Origin of the sequence: Savagea faecisuis (assembly GCF_042675605.1) — a bacterium.
GTDB classification, from domain to species: domain Bacteria; phylum Bacillota; class Bacilli; order Bacillales_A; family Planococcaceae; genus Savagea; species Savagea faecisuis.
This window is the reverse complement of record NZ_JBHTJF010000003.1, coordinates 19,803-36,458: the sequence shown is the minus strand read 5'-3', so window position 1 is coordinate 36,458 and position 16,656 is coordinate 19,803. Positions and strand designations below refer to the sequence as shown.

Below are 16,656 nucleotides of genomic sequence, written 5' to 3'. Positions count from 1 at the left end.
CTCATGTTTGAAACAACGATGTATACAGGAGATCGCGCGCAAGATTATGCGACGGTCCGCTCACAGCTTATGGCACTCATTGACGGTGAAACGGATATCGTGGCGAATTTGGCGAATGCTTCTGCATTATTAAATCATTACTTACAAAATATTAATTGGGTCGGCTTTTATTTATGGAAAGAAGATGAACTCGTACTCGGTCCTTTCCAAGGGCTCCCTGCTTGTATTCGCATCCCTGCTGGAAAAGGTGTGTGCGGTACGAGTATCGAGGAAGAACGCACATTGCGTGTTGCCGATGTTGAACAGTTTCCAGGACATATTGCATGCGACGCAGCGAGTCAATCGGAAATTGTCATTCCGATGATCGTCAATGGCGAAAAGTTCGGCGTACTCGATATCGATAGCCCGGTTAAAAATCGCTTCGATGAAGTCGATGAACGCGAACTCGAACAGTTTGTAACCATTTTAACGACGCGCTTTGCCCAAATCATATAATAAAACACGGCGCTTAGAAAGCACTTTCGAAGTCGTACTCTTGTAAAAAGTACTGACATCGGAAGTGTTTTTGTGTGGATAAAAATGTTTATACGAGCGAAATGAAATGGGCGGTAGTGAAAGCTAAGGAAAATGTTCATACATTTTGTCGCCTACTTCAATTATGATAATGAAGAGCTTATCCAAAAAATTAGGCTACTTTACACTTTTAGATTTCAGTGTGAAGCAGCCTAATAAAGGTATTTTATAGTCCTCTTAAATTCTACTAAGTGTCGTTAACCACTGTTTCGCCGCTTCTAATTCAGTGTACGTGATCTGATGTCCGTTTGATTCAATATGTGCTTTGACATTGGCATGCGCGGAGCGGTACATGTCGAGTAATTGTTCGGTTTCTTCGTAAGGGACGAGCGGATCGTGAATGCCTGCTGAGATGAAGATATTCGTTTCATCGAGTGATGCAACGTTATGTCGTCTTGTCGGAACCATCGGGTGCAGTAAGATGCCTCCTTTTACTGCATTCGGAAATTGTAATAAATAGTTCGCCGCAAAGTTTGCACCGTTAGAATAGCCGATAAATACGATATCTTGTAAAGAAAATGTATACTCATTCGCCCAATGAGTTAATGTTTCGTGAAATTGAGCCGTTCTTGCGATTAAGTCGTCTTCATCGAGCACCCCTTCCCGCAATCGTTTGAAAAAGCGTAACGCCCCATTTTCATTCACTTCGCCTCGCACACTTAATACATTCCACTCATCCGTCAGATGCTTAGCGATCGGCAACATACTTTGTTCATTACCACCTGTGCCGTGCAGTAAGACGAGTGTTCCTTTCGCTCGTTCGACAGACGTATAAATATGTTCCATCTTATCACTCACCTCTTTTTGTATGGAGCGGTTTTAAGTTCGCTTCAATGATGGCGCGGTCGTTTTCTAAAAATGGTGGAAGCGATAATGCTTCACCGAGTGTATCTTCGGGTTCATCGATCGCAAAACCTGGACCGTCAGAAGCGATTTCAATCGTCAATCCATTCGGATCTTGCATGTAAATCGATTTGAAATAGAAGCGGTCGACGAATCCTGAATTGCGTACTCCAAATTGCTCGAGTCGTTCAATCCATGCATAAATATCTTCTTCTGTCGAAACGCGTAAAGCGATATGGTGAACGCTACCACGCCCTGCCCGTTCTACTGGTAAGTCTTCCCGGTGTTCTACATGGATTTCAGCCCCTGAGCCGCCTTCTCCTGTTTCATATACTTTGTAGCTCGTACCATCCGCTTCATACGTTCCCGCTTCACGGAAATGTAAAACGGTTGTCAGTAAGGCATCCGTCGCTTTCGCATTCGCTACTGTAAAATAAGAAGGTCCTAATCCATAAATCGCAAAAGATTCTGGAATATCAGCCACTTTCCATGGAATACCTCCTGCGACTCCTTCGTCATGTTCATCGGATACGAGCATAAGTCGTTGTTTTTCCGGATCGCGGAAGCGTAAAGTTTGGCGTCCTGCTCGTTCTGTAATGTCTTCATGCGCCACATCGAATTGTTCAAAACGCTCTTTCCAAAAATGCAACGCTTCATCTGTCAGCACACGGAAAGAAGTTGTCGAAATGCTATTCGTTCCTTCATGTGTTTGCCCGACGACTGGGATTTCAAAGAAAGTCATTTCTGTTCCTGGTGAACCTTCTCCGTCCGCGTAAAATAAATGATACATCGACGGTGAATCTTGATTGACCGTTTTTTTCACGAGACGGAATCCGAGGACGTTCGTATAAAAATCAAGATTTTGTTGGGCGCTTTTCGTAATTGCTGAAACGTGATGTAATCCTGTAAATTGTAACATTATACATGCACTCCTTTTGTATTTTGGATAAATTGAATGAATTGCTGTACGTAGCGGTCGACGTAACGGAATGTGTTCGGTTGTTCCGCAACTGCGCATAATTCATGAACCCGTGAGACGTGTAATTTTTCATGTGGTAAAACATCAGCACGCATCGCTTCTAACACTTGTCGTAAGTGAATTTGTGCGAATGCTGTTCCCATTCCCCCAGGGGTCGCGCCGATAATGCCGACTTGTTTATTGTGAAAAACGGAATTTGTCACCGGACGTGATCCCCAGTCGAGTGCATTTTTCAACACACCCGGTATGCTACCATTATATTCTGGCGTTAAAATAATGAGCCCATCCATTCGTTCTACTGCTGTTTTAAACTGTTGAACAGCTTGCGGGTCCCCATTTGTTTCTAAATCTTCGTTGAAGAAAGGTAATTCCCCAATTGAAATCCGTTCAAACGTGACGTCAGAAAAAGCTTGTGTAATATGTGATGCAAGTTTCATATTGTATGATTGCTCTCGTAAACTACCGATAATTAATCCGATATTCATGTGATCGTCTCCTCTGTTTTGAAGTTAATTGTAGTATCGCACATAATTATCTTGAATTCAAGATATATGTTTCAAATAAAAAACCTCTCGAAGTTTTATGTACTTCAAGAGGTGGATATCATAATAAATAACTCATCGTTAATTCATCGACATACAATTCATTAATACGAAGAGAATCACGCTTGACGCCTTCTTTTTCAAATCCGCATTTTTCATATAATCGAATCGCTTGTTCATTAATTGTAAGAACCGTTAATTCGAGTCTGCGGAGAGGTGAATGTTTCGCCCAGTCAATCACATATTCAAGAAATTCTGTTCCGATCCCTTGACCACGTACTCGCTCATGCATGCCCATCACGAGATGTGCACGGTGACGAATTCTTTCAGGTTGCTCCCCTTTAATAAATATGTAGCCCGCAATCCCTTCTTCATCTTCCGCCACGAAAAAACCAGAGCGTGCTGTATCTTCTTGTTCAATCGATTGCGCAAATGTTGCTTCTTCCATCTCTCTCTCTCCAGGACTCCATAACATCGTTCCTGCTTGCTCTGCATTTTCCATTACAGCAATAATTCCTGCTGCGTCTGCTTTTGTCGCTTTACGATATTGCATATGTCACAACTCCTTTCACCTCTTACGTCATTCTTTATTAGTATACAACGACTTCACATTCTCTGCCAATAAATGATGATAACAAAAACAGACTAAGATTAGTAGTACAAACCAAGGCCATGGTTTGTGCTACTATTTTTTTATAGTAGAAGTGAAGGAAAGTCGACTAGTCTCTGGGACCATTTGAGAGTCCGTATTAAAAACCGGCTAACTTCACACCCTTATATGAATCAGTTTAGTCTGTTGGGTCCAAAGAGATCGCGTATAAGAAAGTGGAATCGATAAGGTACTGTGAAGACTTCTATGACTAGCTAAAAAGGAGATGGAAATGATGAAACATGTCATTGCGTTAGATGTGAGTAAGGATAAGAGTTCAATCGTTATTTATGATCGCTATCGACAATGTGAATATGAAGGTGAACTAAATCATACGCGAATAGATTTTGAACGATTACACGAGCGTATCGAAGAAGTAACGAAGCTTGATGGACAAGCCCCTGAAATTGTCTTTGAGGCAACAGGTGTCTATTCCAAATCAGTAGAAGCGTTTTTCAAAAATCATGGCTATGCATATAGTCGCATGAATCCGCTTGAAGCGAACCTACAAATGGCGAAAATGCGACGTCATAAAACGGACTGTAGTGACGCACATGAACTAGCGAAAACGCACTTTAAAATGGAGCGTGAAGCGACTTACGTTCAAGATGACTATTATGAACAGATGCGTGCACTCACGCGTTATTACGACGAGGTAGATGAAGAAATGATTGGACTCAAAAGCCGAATGCATGCGATTTTACATATGAGTTTTCCAGAGCTTGAAAAACTAATTACGCCAAGTTCGGCTTTATTTTTAAATATCGTACAGCTTTACCCACATCCTGCACTTGTATTATCGCATTCAAAAACAGTCATTAAAAATCGTTTGAAAGCGAATACGAAAAAGAACCTTTCACTTAATCGGGCGGAGAAAAAGGCGATTGAACTAATAGAAGCAGCTCAAAACAGTTATCCCGCAATTAAGCCGACAGATGTTCGATGTGACCAAGTAAGAGATTACGCATCTCGTATTGGAGAATTAAAGGAAAAGAAAGAAGCACTCGTCCAACAGATGGTAGTACTATCCAAAGAACGCCAAGAATATACCGTATTACGTTCCATTCCTGGTGTTGGCGATTCAACAGCTTGTCGTCTAATTGGGGAAATCGGGGATATTCGCCGTTTCCGAAATGCGAAACAACTAAACGCTTATGCAGGGATTGATATCATGCGTTATCAATCCGGTAATACCCAGTATCGTGACCGCATCAATAAACGTGGCAATAAACATTTGCGAAAAATTCTATATTTCATGATTCAAGGGATGCTTATGTTAAAGGAGAAGCCAAATCATTTTGTGGATTACTATTATAAATTAAAAACGCAACCTCAGAGAAAGCCTCATAAGGTTGCGATCATCGCCTGCGTCAATAAATTTCTGAAAGTGACATTTCAGTTACTGACAAGAGGCATCCTATACGATTATGAGTCCGCACTACCAGCTCAGAATTCGTAATAAAATGTAACTCAACTATACCATATAGACCTTTCGAAAAAAATAAAAATCGTTAGGTCTTTTTGGCTTGTGAAAATTTAGTTTTGTGGGGGAGGGGTACCCCTCCCCCACAAAACTAAATCATAAAAACAAAAGAAATTAATTAAATACACTTGACTAATCGTAAGAAAGAGACTAGCCTCAACTAGTCCCTCTCTTTTAAATTTCACATGTTGGATCGATAATTTCGATAAAGTTTTGAAGTTGTTGCATCGTACGTGCATATGTCGCTTCATCGACGATCGGTTGCTCTGGTTGTTCACGGTCGATATATGAATCGACGTAGTAAATGCCACGCACAGGCGAGCCTTGAACGATTGAAATTAAAGGCTTCAATGCGTATTCTAAAGCGAGTAAGTGATAATGGCTACCACCTGTCATAAATGGCAATACTGTCTTCCCTGCCAACAACTGCTGGGGGAGCACGTCGATAAAGGCTTTAAATACACCTGGATAAGATGCTTTATAAACCGGTGTTCCAATGACGACACCGTCTGCTGCTTCGATTTGTTCGCCGATCCGGATGACCGCATCACTATTCCAATTGCCATCGATTAAATCATTCGCTGGAATATCTTTCATCGTAATGAGCTGTGATGTATGCCCTTTCTTTTTTAACGTTTCACTCATAAATTTAAGAACGGCTTCCGTACGTGAGTAAGGTGTCGGACTCCCTGAAATATATACAATATGACTCATAATGTCCTCCTATGGTAAAATATTTATAATAGTAAGTATAACAGAACAAAATGAGTTTGTGAAAGGGTGAGCAATGGTTTTATTGGTTGGGTTTTTGCTTTTTGACAGGGATAAAATTGTCGGATAATGTTTATTTAAAGTGTTCTAAGAAATTAGGTTTTGCTGGATTTGCCCCTGTACGGCCATTGCGCTCTAACGCATTGATTGATTCTATACATTCATCCGTCAATTCCACTTGCCCGACTGCGAAGTTTTCCTCAATGCGACTCGGCGTAACCGATTTCGGGATAATGATCCGGCCTTGTTGTAAATGCCACTGCAAAATCGTTTGTGCAGGTGTGATGCCGTATCGCTTCGCCACCTCATGAATGACCGGGTCTTGCAAAGCTTGGCCACGTCCGAGTGGCGCCCATGCCGTTACCGCAATATGATGCTCACGACAAAACGACATCAATTCACGTTGTTGTAAATACGGGTGAATTTCGACTTGGTTAATGTTCGGATACTCCCCTAATTCTTCATTAATCGTCTCTAATTGTTCGATCGTATGGTTACATACACCAGGTGCGCGCACTTTCCCTTCTTCCGTCAACTTTAAAATGGCACGATACGTCTCTACATATTTTCCAGGGACTGGCCAGTGCGTTAAGTATGAATCGATGTAGTCGAGACCTAATTTTTCAAGAGATTGTTCAAAAGCACGCAACGTCTCTTCATATCCTGTATCATCGTTCCACACTTTCGTCGTAATGAAAATCTCTTCCCTTGGAATGCCACTCTCTCGCACTGCCCGACCGACGACATCTTCATTATGGTAAAAAGCTGCCGTATCAATTGAACGATATCCTACTTCTAAAGCGTGACGAATGGCGCGATACGCTTCTTCTTCATCCGTCATTTTATATACACCTAATCCGATTTCAGGCATCGGAACGCCATTTTTTAATTGTTTCTCCATATTTTTCACCATTCCTTTCTCATGAAGGGCTTCTTTACACAAGAGGGGCCATCCATACTCTTCCTGTACCACGGTAAACGTTTACTAAACCTTCTCCAGAAGCTGCAGAACCCATCCACGACTTCCCAGCACGTTCTACTGTGAAATTTAAGCTACCTGACCATGCGATCGCCATATTGCCATCGACTTTTAGTTCATCGTCGTGTAAATCAATCTCAATCAACTCCGCGCGTGGTACGTCCGATTCTAACGCTACGACGCCATCACCTGTCAAAGCTAAGTTAAACAAACCTTCACCACCGAATGCGACTGAAGATAAATTGCTGCGCATGACGACTTTATGTTTCACATGATGTTCGCACGCTAAAAATAACCCATCTTCTATTACTATGGAACCGTTCCAGTCGTTTAGATCAACGAGTAAAATATGTTTATACGTCGGTTCTAATACGAGCGTTCCTTCTCCTGTATATTCTGGCTTAATCGCTGATTCATTCGTCACCGAACCGCGCAAAGCCTTGCCGATAAAATCACCGACTCCTTTCACTCCTGTCGTCGCTTTCACATCACCGACTGTCCACTGCATCGCACCTGCTTGTACCGTAATTTGAGAAGGTCCAACTTCACAAATTAATTGACGCTTTCTCACATTCATTTGAGAAGCGTAATAAGCCGCTTGCGCTGTCGCATAATCGACGCTTAAATCTTTTTCATATTCCAGTACTTGAAACGGACCGGTCTGTTCAATAATGGAACCGTTCTCTCGTTTTTCTAAATTACGTATCGTATACATCCGATTCCCTCCCTTTTCATTTTAGTATAGTCGATTTTAAAGAAACCGAATAGAAAAACCTTCCTCTTTATACGAGAGAAAGGTTTTTTAAACATTACACTAAAATTAACCAAAGAATAAATGTCGTAGTGAACGCTGCGAGCCCTTGGAATAAAGTGGCCATCGTTTGCGCTTTGTACGCTTGTGTGACTGACATACCACTAAATTGCGTCACAACCCAGAAGAAGCTGTCGTTCACATGAGATACGACCATCGCACCTGAACCGATCGCCATAACGACGAGCGCGAGTGGAACAGCTCCTGTAATCCCTACTTCAGTGAGAAGCGGTGCAACGAGTGAAGCGGTAATGACGAGCGCTGCAGTGGATGACCCTTGCGCCGTTTTTAAAGCCGCTGCGATTAAAAACGGAATGAATAAAAATAATGCTCCTGTGAAAAATGCGTTCGAACCAACATTTTCAATGACTTCGACAATCGACGTATTTTGAATCACTTTCCCGAAAGCGCCGCCCGCTCCTGTAATGAGTAAAATCGGTGCAGCTTCTTTTAGTCCATCACCAATCCAATCATTTAACGTAATTTCAGAATATTCAGGTAATAAAAAGAAGGCAAATAGTAAACCGACAAATAGTGCGACAACCGGTGACCCTAAAAATAAGAAAATATCAAAAAAGACGCCTTCCCATTTCATAAATGTAATGACTGAACTAAAGCCGATGAGTAAAATCGGAACGATGATCGGTGCAAAAGATTTCGCCGTTGAAGGCATTTCACCGAATTCTTTTATAATCGTATCGTAATCGTATTGTAAAACACCATCTTCTTCCCCTTCGATATGAATCGTCGGACCGACTTTAATCGCCCAAAGATATCCCGCAATTACAGCAGGAATGGAGACGATGAGGCCGAATAAAATAATTGTGCCTAAATATGCTTCCGCTCCGATATTTCCTGCAGCTGCAATCGGACCAGGTGTCGGTGGCACTAAATTGTGCGTCGCAAACAATCCTGTCGCGAGCGCAATGGACATCGAAGCAACCGTCACTTTCGTCTTATGTGCAATCGCTTTCTTTAAAGAAGATAAAATGACGAATCCCGAATCACAAAATACAGGAACACTGACAATAGCACCGATGATGCTCATCGCAAGTTGCGGATGTTTCGGCCCGACGATACGCAAAACGACTTCCGCCATACGTAAAGCAGCTCCTGAACGTTCTAAAATAATCCCGATTAACGTCCCGAAGACGATGACGAGTCCAATACCACCCATCAATCCTCCGAATCCTTCGTTCACAATCCCACCAATGCCTGCGATCGGTAATCCAGCCGCGATTCCTAAACCGAAAGATGCAATAATTAATGATAAAAACGGATGTAACTTTAATTTCGCTGTCGCAAATACGATAAATGCGACAGCCACAATGACTAAAATAACACTTAACATAACGTTCCCCCTTAAATAGAATGTCGATAAAAATGAATAATATTTTTCGTCATTTCGACGATGGATTGTTCCGCATTTTCCATGGCATCACTCAATGACATCGGTTGCATAACGGTCGAAAAAACACCCGCAAACACTTCACGAAGCGCATCTGTATTTCCTGTCACACTGCCAGAAAGTAGTACGGTTGGAACCCTTTGTTCCCGAGCGAACTGTGCGACGACGTATGGTGCTTTTCCGAAAAGCGTCTGTTCATCAGACTGCCCTTCCCCTGTCAAAACGAGGTCTGCACGTCGGATACGCTTTAACAATTCGCTTTCTTTTGCGATTAATTGCGCACCCGGTTGCATCGTTCCGCCTAGTTGTAAAAAAGCGAATCCGAGCCCTCCAGCAGCCCCCGCTCCTGGCTCATCGGCCTCTCGCTTTTCGAAAAGCTTAGCGTAACGGGCGAGCGCTTCATCGAATCGAGTAATGTCTTCTTCTTTCACCCCTTTTTGAGGACCATAAATCGCCGTCGCCCCTTCTTTTCCACAAAGGGGATTTGTGACATCGTTTGCGATAATAAATGTCGCCTCACTCAATCGCTCATCGCGAGACGATGAATCGACAGCCGCCACTTGAAAAAGATCGCGCCCGTTTCCTTCGAGCTCATTTCCTTTTGCGTCTGTAAATGTATAACCGAGTGCCGTAAGCAACCCGATTCCGCCATCATTGACAGCTGAACCGCCAAGGCCAATGATAAACTTGCGATACCCTATCGCTAACGCTTCACGAACGACAACACCTAAACCGTAAGACGACGCCTTCATCGGATTGCGCTCTCGCTCCGCAAGCATCGGCAAACCGATACATTTGGCACATTCAATGACCGCCGTGTCGTCATGGATGACGGTAAATGTCGTGTCTATCTTCCGTCGGAGTGCGTCACATGTCGAAACGCTCACCGTCTTGCCTTCTAGTGCGACCGCTAACGCTTCCTCGGTCCCTTCTCCTCCATCGGCCATCGGAAGTAGATCGACGGTTATCGAAGGATCGATTTCTTGAACGCCTCTTTTCATCGCTTCTGCTACTTGAATCGCTGAAGCACTTCCTTTAAATGAATCTGGTGCTATTACAATATGCATGTCATCACTTCCTTATCGTTAGTATACAAAAGGTGAAAGCGGTTTCCATCGGTAATTTAACCAAATATTCACAACTCTTTTTTGTGCAAATGAACAAATAGAGCATATAAGAAAAACAATTGATCGAATCGTTGCGGGTGAAGTCCCGTTTGTTCGGCAATTTTTTGCAAACGATACGTTAACGTGTTGCGATGAATCATTAATTGCTTAGCAGTATGTTTTAACGAACCATTTTGCTCGACAAACTGCGCAATCGTCTCCCAATCTTCCGCTTTCAACTGAGCGATTGCTTCTTTTTCTTCTTTGAAAAACGTCTCCCAAATGTCTTCTGGAATCACTTGCACGAAAACATCGAGTTGCTCTTCTTCTACTCGATGCCCGTTTAAACGAAGGTGTGGAAGTGCGCGCAATGTCGTTCGAAATTGCTGAACAGTTTCGATAGGTTGACTCATGACCCACTGCCATTCAGGCCATCTGTTTTGTTCATGGAAAGGCTTACCGCTTATCCAAATGAACAAACCTTCCGAGGTCGCATACGTACAAATGACATGTACCGCAAGGCGCGCCACATCATTTTTCACGCGTTGAATCGCAACGGGATCAAGCAATGCATGAAAGTACAGTAGTTGACTGTTCTGTGGGAAAGAATGATCGGTAAGCTGATTGAAACGCGCTTCGATTTCGTCATCGGACAATCGTTGTTCACGTGCACAATGCATAAAACGATTCCACCGTTCTTCACGTTCGCGTTGTTCATTTTGAATGAATAATTGCTCCATTAACAATTGCACCGTTTTTTGGACGAGCTTCGCCATCGGCAAAATATCATTCGGTTGACCGCTAACGCCGACGACACCCACTACTTGCTCTTGAAACCAAATCGGTAAATTGACCCCGCTTTTCGTACCAGGATAATCGTTTTGGTTCGCGAAACCAATCGTAATCGGTCGCTTTTCTTGAATGGCAATCATCGCTCCCATATGTTGTTCCCCGATGCGTGAAACATCCGTACTTGCGACAACATACCCTCGTTCATCCATTAAATTTAACGACTTTCCGAAAGAAGTCTCCCAACCTCAAGGAGTGTGAAGGTGCGAATAGCACCAATGAGTGGGTGGGAGATGAATTTCGGTTGGCTTTAGCCAAAGAATTTGGTAAAATATAGACATAATGTTCTTTGACAACTGGATATATGGAGTTGCATACGGAAATAAGAGCGAAAACCAAGCCCCTCGTATGCGTAAAATATCCAAGGTACTAAAAACATTGCGTATCAGTAGGGTTGGAATGCCCCGAATTCACGCTCGTGGAGAACACATAAGACTTGCTTGCAAGCTATGTTCGTGGAAGCGAGAAGCCCCCACTTCAAACGAAGTTAAGTGGTGGGTAGTTCACATGATAGTCGATGATCGGACTCACTTGTTCAATGATCGCCTGTCCGAGTGATGCAGATAATAACATACCGAAACCTCCTTTTTGACTAGTATGCCATAAAAAAAGAGCCGATTTCATATCGACTCTTTCTTTTTATTGATTTTCTTCAATTAACCAAAGCAAGCGCTGCAACAGTCCTTGCTCTTCTTCATACGTATCGCGCACATCGACGGCGTCCGATACGTGATTCGTAATGAGTCCGTACACACCCATTCGAATGTAATGATGCATTAAGTTTTCTTTATTGACGGTCCAGACGAATATTTTTTTATCTTCTTTTTCTGCATTTTTCACAAGATCCGCTGTTACTGAAAAATCTTCCAAACTTAAAAACATCGATTCTGTTTTCGGCACGCGGCCTACGTTCAGTGCGATGACGTCACTCGTTGGGATGAGCGGGTCGATCGCTTGTATTTTGCGCAAATGAGGAATGTCGAGCGATTGAACGACATAATCGTATGCGACTTCTTTTTCATGCAACAATTGCACGAGATTCTGCTCCATCTCCGCTGACTCATGGCCGTATGTTTTCGTTTCCACAAGCAAGCGAATGTCGAGCTCTTTTGCTCGGTCGATGTATTCTTCAAAGGACGGGAGCGGTTCGATATGATGACCGTCCGTCAACGTCACCTTCGTCAATTCATCGAGCGTCATTTCTCCAACGACACGTGAATCTCCCGCTAGACGGCGCAACGTTTTATCGTGATAGACGACAAACTGACCATCTTTCGTTTCTTGAATATCCATCTCCACCATATCGGCTCCCGCCTCTGCTGCTGCATCTAAACTTGCAATCGTATTTTCAAGTGCGACCGCCGCATAGCCACGATGCGCAACTACTTTCGTCATCGGCTGATACACCGTTTCTTTCAATGTATTCGTATGAATGAAAGCGAAAACGATAAAGCCGAGTGCCAACAACGGCCAAAAGCGACGCAAATACGTCCCGAACGTTCGGCGATAACTCGTCACTTTCCCGAGGCGCTCTTCTCCTCGCTCGATGATCGTCACAGCTTCGGTCAACATCGGCTGCATGAGCGCACTCGTCGTAAACAAAATCCCTTGAATGACCGTAAAACTAATTCCTGCGACAATCGGCAACTGCATTTCAAAGTAAGATTCAGCGATGAAAAGGGGCGCAAGCGTTAACGTAATGAGCACTGTCGCACTCGCCGTAAACGTGAAAACGATCGTTACTAAACTCGTCACGATGCGCAATACTTTCCCTTTCGAATGATGCCAACTTTTCTTTAATGACTGACGCATCGATGCTTCTCGCTCTGTTGAAAAATAAAGCACCGTAAAGACGAAGCGAGCGTTCACATAGAGCACGACCGCCAGTCCGATGCCGAGCGCGATTTTGCCGTAAGACATGTTCGCCACTTCATCGGTAATAAAATATGGAATTTGTAGCGCTTCTGTCCAAGACGTACTCATTCCGAGTGAAGCGATCGGCAACAACAAGACGAGATAAATTGTAAAAATGAGAAAGTGAATGCTAAAAAACTTCGGGACTTTCGCATTCAGCTCACGCAAAATCGTACGAAACGTAAACGGTTCGCCTAGTCGTTGATATTTCGCTACTAAAAAATAATACCCGAACTCGTAAAAGGCGAAAAAGGTAAGTAAAAAAAGTAAAACGATTAAAATTCCGAGCGCCAGCGGACTTGCCAACAATTGAATGATATTCGTATTCGTCACACTGACGAGTCCGGCGGTATTTAACATCGTGTAAAACAAAAAGGTTACGAGCGGAACTGCCAATGCCCAGCGCATACTTTGCAATAAGAAAAACCCGAATAAATATTCTTTCGGATCCATCAAAATACGCCGCGCACTCATCCGCATCACCGTAAACATTTTCATAAAAAAAGCCTCCAATCCATTCGTCCATTGTAGACGAAACAGAAGAACTCAACAATGAAAATGTCGAATACTTCAGGATGGGAGGCTAAACAACTCATCGTTAGATGCGATGTCTCTTTTTTAATTCTCGACGCATAATCTTTCCGCTAATCACCGTTTTAGGCAATTCTTCGATGAATTCAACATAGCGGGGTGCCGCATGCGCAGCTAAATGCGTTCGAACATGTTGAATAAGTTGTTCTTCTAAAAGCGAAGATGGTTCGACATGATCATGTAATGTGACGTAAGCTTTTACGACCTCTCCCTTCACTTCATCCGGCACACCAACGACACCCGCTTCCTTTACTGCTTCATGTTCTAACAGCGTACTTTCAACCTCGAACGGACCAATACGTTCTCCAGCGCTCATAATGAGATCGTCATCCCGACTCGCAAAAAATACATAACCGTCTTCATCCATATACGCTAAATCTCCTGAATGATACCATCCTTCTTCATTAAAGTACTGATTAAAACGCTCCTCATTATTCCAAATTGTTTTCATCAATCCTGGCCAAGGAGCCTGTATTGCTAAATGTCCCACCTCATAAGGAGGTAAAAGTTCTCCGGTATCATTTAAAATCCCAACTGTAATACCAGGAAAAGCACGTCCCATTGACCCCGGTTTAACTGGAGCATGAGGGGCATTGACAATTAAATGTGCACCTGTTTCTGTCATCCACCACGTATCGTGTAAGCGGATATTCAGCGTTTGTTCGAACCAATGAATGACTTCTGGATTTAATGGTTCGCCGACACTCATCGCATGACGAACAGAAGAAAGGTCATACTGCTTATGTGCGTCTGAAGCAATAAGTAGACGATAAGCGGTTGGCGCACTATATAAAACCGTCACTTTCAGTTTTTCAATAACCGAATACCATTCTGAAGCATCGAAACGTCCGCAATGGACAACGACAGTTGCGCGATTAAACCAAGGAGCTAAAAATCCGTAAACACTTCCTGTCACCCAACCTGGGTGAGACGTGCACCAATAAATATCGTCATCTCGTAAATCAAGCACCCATCGTCCTGTCAAACGTTGATGATAAAACGCTCGTTGCGCATGCAAGACGCCTTTCGGTTTTCCCGTTGAACCACTCGTATAATGAAGAAGAAAAGGAGCTTCTTTATCTTGATAAACGATACTTGCTTCTTCTTTCGGTGTAAATTGTTCAATCGTAGACGTATATAAAAAATGACGGATAGAAGGAAGACGTTGCAAGGGCACTCGTTGACCGAGCGTTTCATCCGTGATGAACGTCGTCGCTCCACTATCTAAGACACGATCAACAATCGCTTCTTCCATAAATGCTTCGAATAAAGGAACCGCAATCGCACCAATTCGAATCGCTGCAAGTAAAGCGATATAATTTGTTGCACATTTTGGTAAAAAGATTGCAACGCGTTCTCCACGACGAACATCTAATGCTCGTAATACGTTAGCATAATGTCTCACTAAATCATCAATTTCCTGAAACGTGTATGAACGAACTTGCCCTCCCTCTACTTCATACAAAGCGACTTTCTTTCCGTAACCTTCTTCCACATGTCGAGTGACCGCTTCGTACGCAATATTTAAAGGGCGATTTTCTACATAATACTCCCATCGAAATTCTCCTTCTGGAACATCGCTTGTCCAATTTGTCGCCGTTGCAACAGGGGGTAATATTTGCGGTTTCGTTTGTAGTGTCATTCCACTTCCTCCTCCAACTGTAATAATTTCAAAAGCTTTCCTTTGTAGCGCGCCAATATGACGTCATCTCGTCTACGCGGCTTGGGCACGTCAATAGTAATCGTCGCTTTTACTAACCCAGGTTGCCCGTGTAAAACGATAATGCGATCACATAAGTAAAGCGCCTCTTCTAAATCATGTGTTACGAGCACCATCGTCGTCCGTTCTGCTTCCCATAAGTCTAATAATAAGCGTTGTAATTTCATTTTTGTAAAGGCATCGAGCGCGCTGAATGGTTCGTCTAATAATAAGACTGACGTTTTTCTTACAAGCGCACGAGCAATGGCGACACGTTGCGCCATTCCTCCCGATAATTCATTCGGAAAAAGTCGCTCCGCTTGTTCAATTCCGACTTTTTGTAAATACATTCGCGCTCTTACTATCATCTCTTCCGTTTGAGCAAGCCCAAATAATACATTGTCTAGCACCGTAAGCCACGGGAATAATCGTGCTTCTTGAAAGACGACACTCGGATGTTGTTCCTCTTGATATAATTGACCTTCATATTGAGCATCCAGCCCTGATAAAGCACGTAAGATGGTACTTTTTCCGCTCCCGCTCGTTCCGATGATTCCCACAATTTCCTCTCGTTCAATCGAAAAATTCACTTGGTTCACGACACATGTTTCTTCATAATATTTTGCGAAATCTTTCGCTTCGATTACGACCATTGGCTGCCTCCTTTGTATACACGTCTTTGGATGAACACAAGAATCCAGTCTGTTATTTTTCCGATGCAAGCAAACAATACGATGCTTGCGATAATCATATCGGGAGAGAGCGTATTTTGACCCATGACGAGTAAGTAGCCGAGCCCTTCACTCGCCCCCATTAATTCAGCTGCGACAACGAACATCCACCCGAGTCCTAAACCACTGCGTAACCCGACAAAACAAGAAGGCAGACTTGCGGGTAATAAAATTTTTCGGACGAGTTGAAGACGAGAAAGTTGATATAACTTTCCTACTTCGATCCATTGTTTTGGGACTTGTTGCAAGCCACTGACTACACTTAAATACACTGGAAAAAAGACACCGACCGCAATTAATACTACTTTGGATGTTTCCCCAATGCCCATCCATAAGACGAAAAGAGGAACCCATGCTAAAGAAGGAATCGCTCGTAACCCTTGAATGAGTGGATCCGTCAATTGGTGCACAGTCGGAAATAAACCGTTACAAATTCCGAAAATAAAAGCGACGATAGATCCGAGGAAAAAACCAGCCAGGACACGGAGTGTTGTCATCGAACCATGCGTCCATAACGTGCCATCAAGCAACCATTCATACAATGTTCCACCAATTGTAGAAGGAGCGGGCAATTGGTAACTCTCCACCCATTGCATATGGCTCGCCAACTCCCACACAATAAGTAATAAAAGTGGTATGAGCCATCCGTATCCATTCGTTAATCGCCATAAGTTCGGGAGAATATGACGTGTTTTCACTTTTTCTTGATCTAAAATGATAGCCTTCAC

Annotated in this window: 16 protein-coding genes and 1 pseudogene; 2 read left to right on the top strand and 15 right to left on the bottom strand. The window is 43.1% G+C overall.

Features of this window, described 5'->3' with window-relative positions; all coding sequences use genetic code 11:
* Positions 1–3 precede the first annotated feature (3 nt).
* Positions 4–495, top strand: coding sequence for a GAF domain-containing protein (locus ACFQ0V_RS01235; protein WP_381008898.1), 492 nt, complete (start codon positions 4–6; stop codon positions 493–495).
* A 255-nt stretch (positions 496–750) separates the two neighbouring features.
* Here the strand turns inward: ACFQ0V_RS01235 and ACFQ0V_RS01230 are convergent, their stop codons facing one another.
* The 4 genes from ACFQ0V_RS01230 to ACFQ0V_RS01215 all read right to left on the bottom strand — a co-directional run bounded on the left by ACFQ0V_RS01230 (position 751) and on the right by ACFQ0V_RS01215 (position 3,490).
* Complete coding sequence (locus ACFQ0V_RS01230) at positions 751–1,359, bottom strand: alpha/beta hydrolase (RefSeq protein ID WP_381008895.1); 609 nt, start codon at positions 1,357–1,359, stop codon at positions 751–753.
* A gap of 4 nt (positions 1,360–1,363) precedes the next feature.
* A complete protein-coding gene (locus tag ACFQ0V_RS01225) occupies positions 1,364–2,335 on the bottom strand; it encodes a ring-cleaving dioxygenase (protein ID WP_381008893.1) in 972 nt (323 codons plus the stop codon).
* Positions 2,335–2,880 carry an NADPH-dependent FMN reductase gene (locus ACFQ0V_RS01220; RefSeq protein WP_381008891.1) on the bottom strand — a complete coding sequence of 182 codons (546 nt, stop codon included), beginning with the start codon at positions 2,878–2,880 and terminating at the stop codon, positions 2,335–2,337. The genes ACFQ0V_RS01225 and ACFQ0V_RS01220 overlap by 1 nt, the downstream gene beginning before the upstream one ends.
* 118 nt (positions 2,881–2,998) lie before the next feature.
* Positions 2,999–3,490 (bottom strand): GNAT family N-acetyltransferase, encoded by a 492-nt coding sequence (locus ACFQ0V_RS01215; RefSeq protein WP_194561945.1) that lies wholly within the window; start codon positions 3,488–3,490, stop codon positions 2,999–3,001.
* A 331-nt stretch (positions 3,491–3,821) separates the two neighbouring features.
* On the opposite strand from ACFQ0V_RS01215, the gene ACFQ0V_RS01210 reads away from it, so the two are divergent.
* Positions 3,822–5,045 (top strand): IS110 family transposase, encoded by a 1,224-nt coding sequence (locus ACFQ0V_RS01210; RefSeq protein ID WP_275399380.1) that lies wholly within the window; start codon positions 3,822–3,824, stop codon positions 5,043–5,045.
* Positions 5,046–5,243: 198 nt separating this feature from the next.
* Here the strand turns inward: ACFQ0V_RS01210 and ssuE are convergent, their stop codons facing one another.
* The 11 genes and pseudogenes from ssuE to ACFQ0V_RS01155 form a co-directional block, all read right to left on the bottom strand.
* On the bottom strand, positions 5,244–5,783 hold the full coding sequence (ssuE, locus tag ACFQ0V_RS01205) for an NADPH-dependent FMN reductase (protein WP_194561944.1): 540 nt from the start codon (positions 5,781–5,783) through the stop codon (positions 5,244–5,246).
* Positions 5,784–5,913: 130 nt separating this feature from the next.
* The gene (locus ACFQ0V_RS01200) at positions 5,914–6,741 is read right to left on the bottom strand and encodes an aldo/keto reductase (RefSeq protein ID WP_381008887.1); all 828 of its coding nucleotides are present in this window, start codon (positions 6,739–6,741) and stop codon (positions 5,914–5,916) included.
* A 34-nt stretch (positions 6,742–6,775) separates the two neighbouring features.
* Positions 6,776–7,534, bottom strand: a complete 759-nt coding sequence (locus ACFQ0V_RS01195) for an AIM24 family protein (RefSeq protein ID WP_381008886.1) — start codon at positions 7,532–7,534, stop codon at positions 6,776–6,778.
* 94 nt (positions 7,535–7,628) lie between these two features.
* On the bottom strand, positions 7,629–8,981 hold the full coding sequence (locus ACFQ0V_RS01190; protein ID WP_381008884.1) for a GntP family permease: 1,353 nt from the start codon (positions 8,979–8,981) through the stop codon (positions 7,629–7,631).
* A gap of 11 nt (positions 8,982–8,992) precedes the next feature.
* The gene (locus ACFQ0V_RS01185) at positions 8,993–10,105 is read right to left on the bottom strand and encodes a glycerate kinase (protein WP_381008882.1); all 1,113 of its coding nucleotides are present in this window, start codon (positions 10,103–10,105) and stop codon (positions 8,993–8,995) included.
* A gap of 68 nt (positions 10,106–10,173) precedes the next feature.
* Positions 10,174–10,557: a helix-turn-helix domain-containing protein gene (locus ACFQ0V_RS01180; protein ID WP_381008935.1), complete on the bottom strand. Its 384-nt coding sequence runs from the start codon at positions 10,555–10,557 to the stop codon at positions 10,174–10,176.
* Positions 10,558–10,833: 276 nt separating this feature from the next.
* Positions 10,834–11,154 (bottom strand): annotated as a pseudogene (locus tag ACFQ0V_RS01175) (sugar diacid recognition domain-containing protein); the annotation flags it as partial.
* A 478-nt stretch (positions 11,155–11,632) separates the two neighbouring features.
* Complete coding sequence (locus ACFQ0V_RS01170; protein ID WP_381008880.1) at positions 11,633–13,405, bottom strand: glycerophosphoryl diester phosphodiesterase membrane domain-containing protein; 1,773 nt, start codon at positions 13,403–13,405, stop codon at positions 11,633–11,635.
* 100 nt (positions 13,406–13,505) lie between these two features.
* Entirely contained in the window at positions 13,506–15,140 is a 1,635-nt protein-coding gene (locus ACFQ0V_RS01165) for an AMP-binding protein (protein WP_381008878.1), read from the bottom strand.
* Complete coding sequence (locus tag ACFQ0V_RS01160) at positions 15,137–15,850, bottom strand: ABC transporter ATP-binding protein (RefSeq protein ID WP_194561936.1); 714 nt, start codon at positions 15,848–15,850, stop codon at positions 15,137–15,139. The genes ACFQ0V_RS01165 and ACFQ0V_RS01160 overlap by 4 nt, the downstream gene beginning before the upstream one ends.
* A complete protein-coding gene (locus tag ACFQ0V_RS01155) occupies positions 15,841–16,656 on the bottom strand; it encodes an ABC transporter permease (RefSeq protein WP_381008876.1) in 816 nt (271 codons plus the stop codon). The genes ACFQ0V_RS01160 and ACFQ0V_RS01155 overlap by 10 nt, the downstream gene beginning before the upstream one ends.

Coding starts and splice junctions, on each gene's coding strand:
- ACFQ0V_RS01235 (WP_381008898.1), top strand. CDS start 4: ATGTTTGAAACAACGATGTATACAGGAGATCGCGCGCAAGATTATGCG.
- ACFQ0V_RS01225 (WP_381008893.1), bottom strand. CDS start 2,335: ATGTTACAATTTACAGGATTACATCACGTTTCAGCAATTACGAAAAGC.
- ACFQ0V_RS01230 (WP_381008895.1), bottom strand. CDS start 1,359: ATGGAACATATTTATACGTCTGTCGAACGAGCGAAAGGAACACTCGTC.
- ACFQ0V_RS01170 (WP_381008880.1), bottom strand. CDS start 13,405: ATGAAAATGTTTACGGTGATGCGGATGAGTGCGCGGCGTATTTTGATG.
- ACFQ0V_RS01210 (WP_275399380.1), top strand. CDS start 3,822: ATGAAACATGTCATTGCGTTAGATGTGAGTAAGGATAAGAGTTCAATC.
- ACFQ0V_RS01220 (WP_381008891.1), bottom strand. CDS start 2,880: ATGAATATCGGATTAATTATCGGTAGTTTACGAGAGCAATCATACAAT.
- ACFQ0V_RS01180 (WP_381008935.1), bottom strand. CDS start 10,557: ATGAGTCAACCTATCGAAACTGTTCAGCAATTTCGAACGACATTGCGC.
- ACFQ0V_RS01190 (WP_381008884.1), bottom strand. CDS start 8,981: ATGTTAAGTGTTATTTTAGTCATTGTGGCTGTCGCATTTATCGTATTT.
- ACFQ0V_RS01160 (WP_194561936.1), bottom strand. CDS start 15,850: ATGGTCGTAATCGAAGCGAAAGATTTCGCAAAATATTATGAAGAAACA.
- ACFQ0V_RS01215 (WP_194561945.1), bottom strand. CDS start 3,490: ATGCAATATCGTAAAGCGACAAAAGCAGACGCAGCAGGAATTATTGCT.
- ssuE (WP_194561944.1), bottom strand. CDS start 5,783: ATGAGTCATATTGTATATATTTCAGGGAGTCCGACACCTTACTCACGT.
- ACFQ0V_RS01185 (WP_381008882.1), bottom strand. CDS start 10,105: ATGCATATTGTAATAGCACCAGATTCATTTAAAGGAAGTGCTTCAGCG.
- ACFQ0V_RS01165 (WP_381008878.1), bottom strand. CDS start 15,140: ATGACACTACAAACGAAACCGCAAATATTACCCCCTGTTGCAACGGCG.
- ACFQ0V_RS01195 (WP_381008886.1), bottom strand. CDS start 7,534: ATGTATACGATACGTAATTTAGAAAAACGAGAGAACGGTTCCATTATT.
- ACFQ0V_RS01200 (WP_381008887.1), bottom strand. CDS start 6,741: ATGGAGAAACAATTAAAAAATGGCGTTCCGATGCCTGAAATCGGATTA.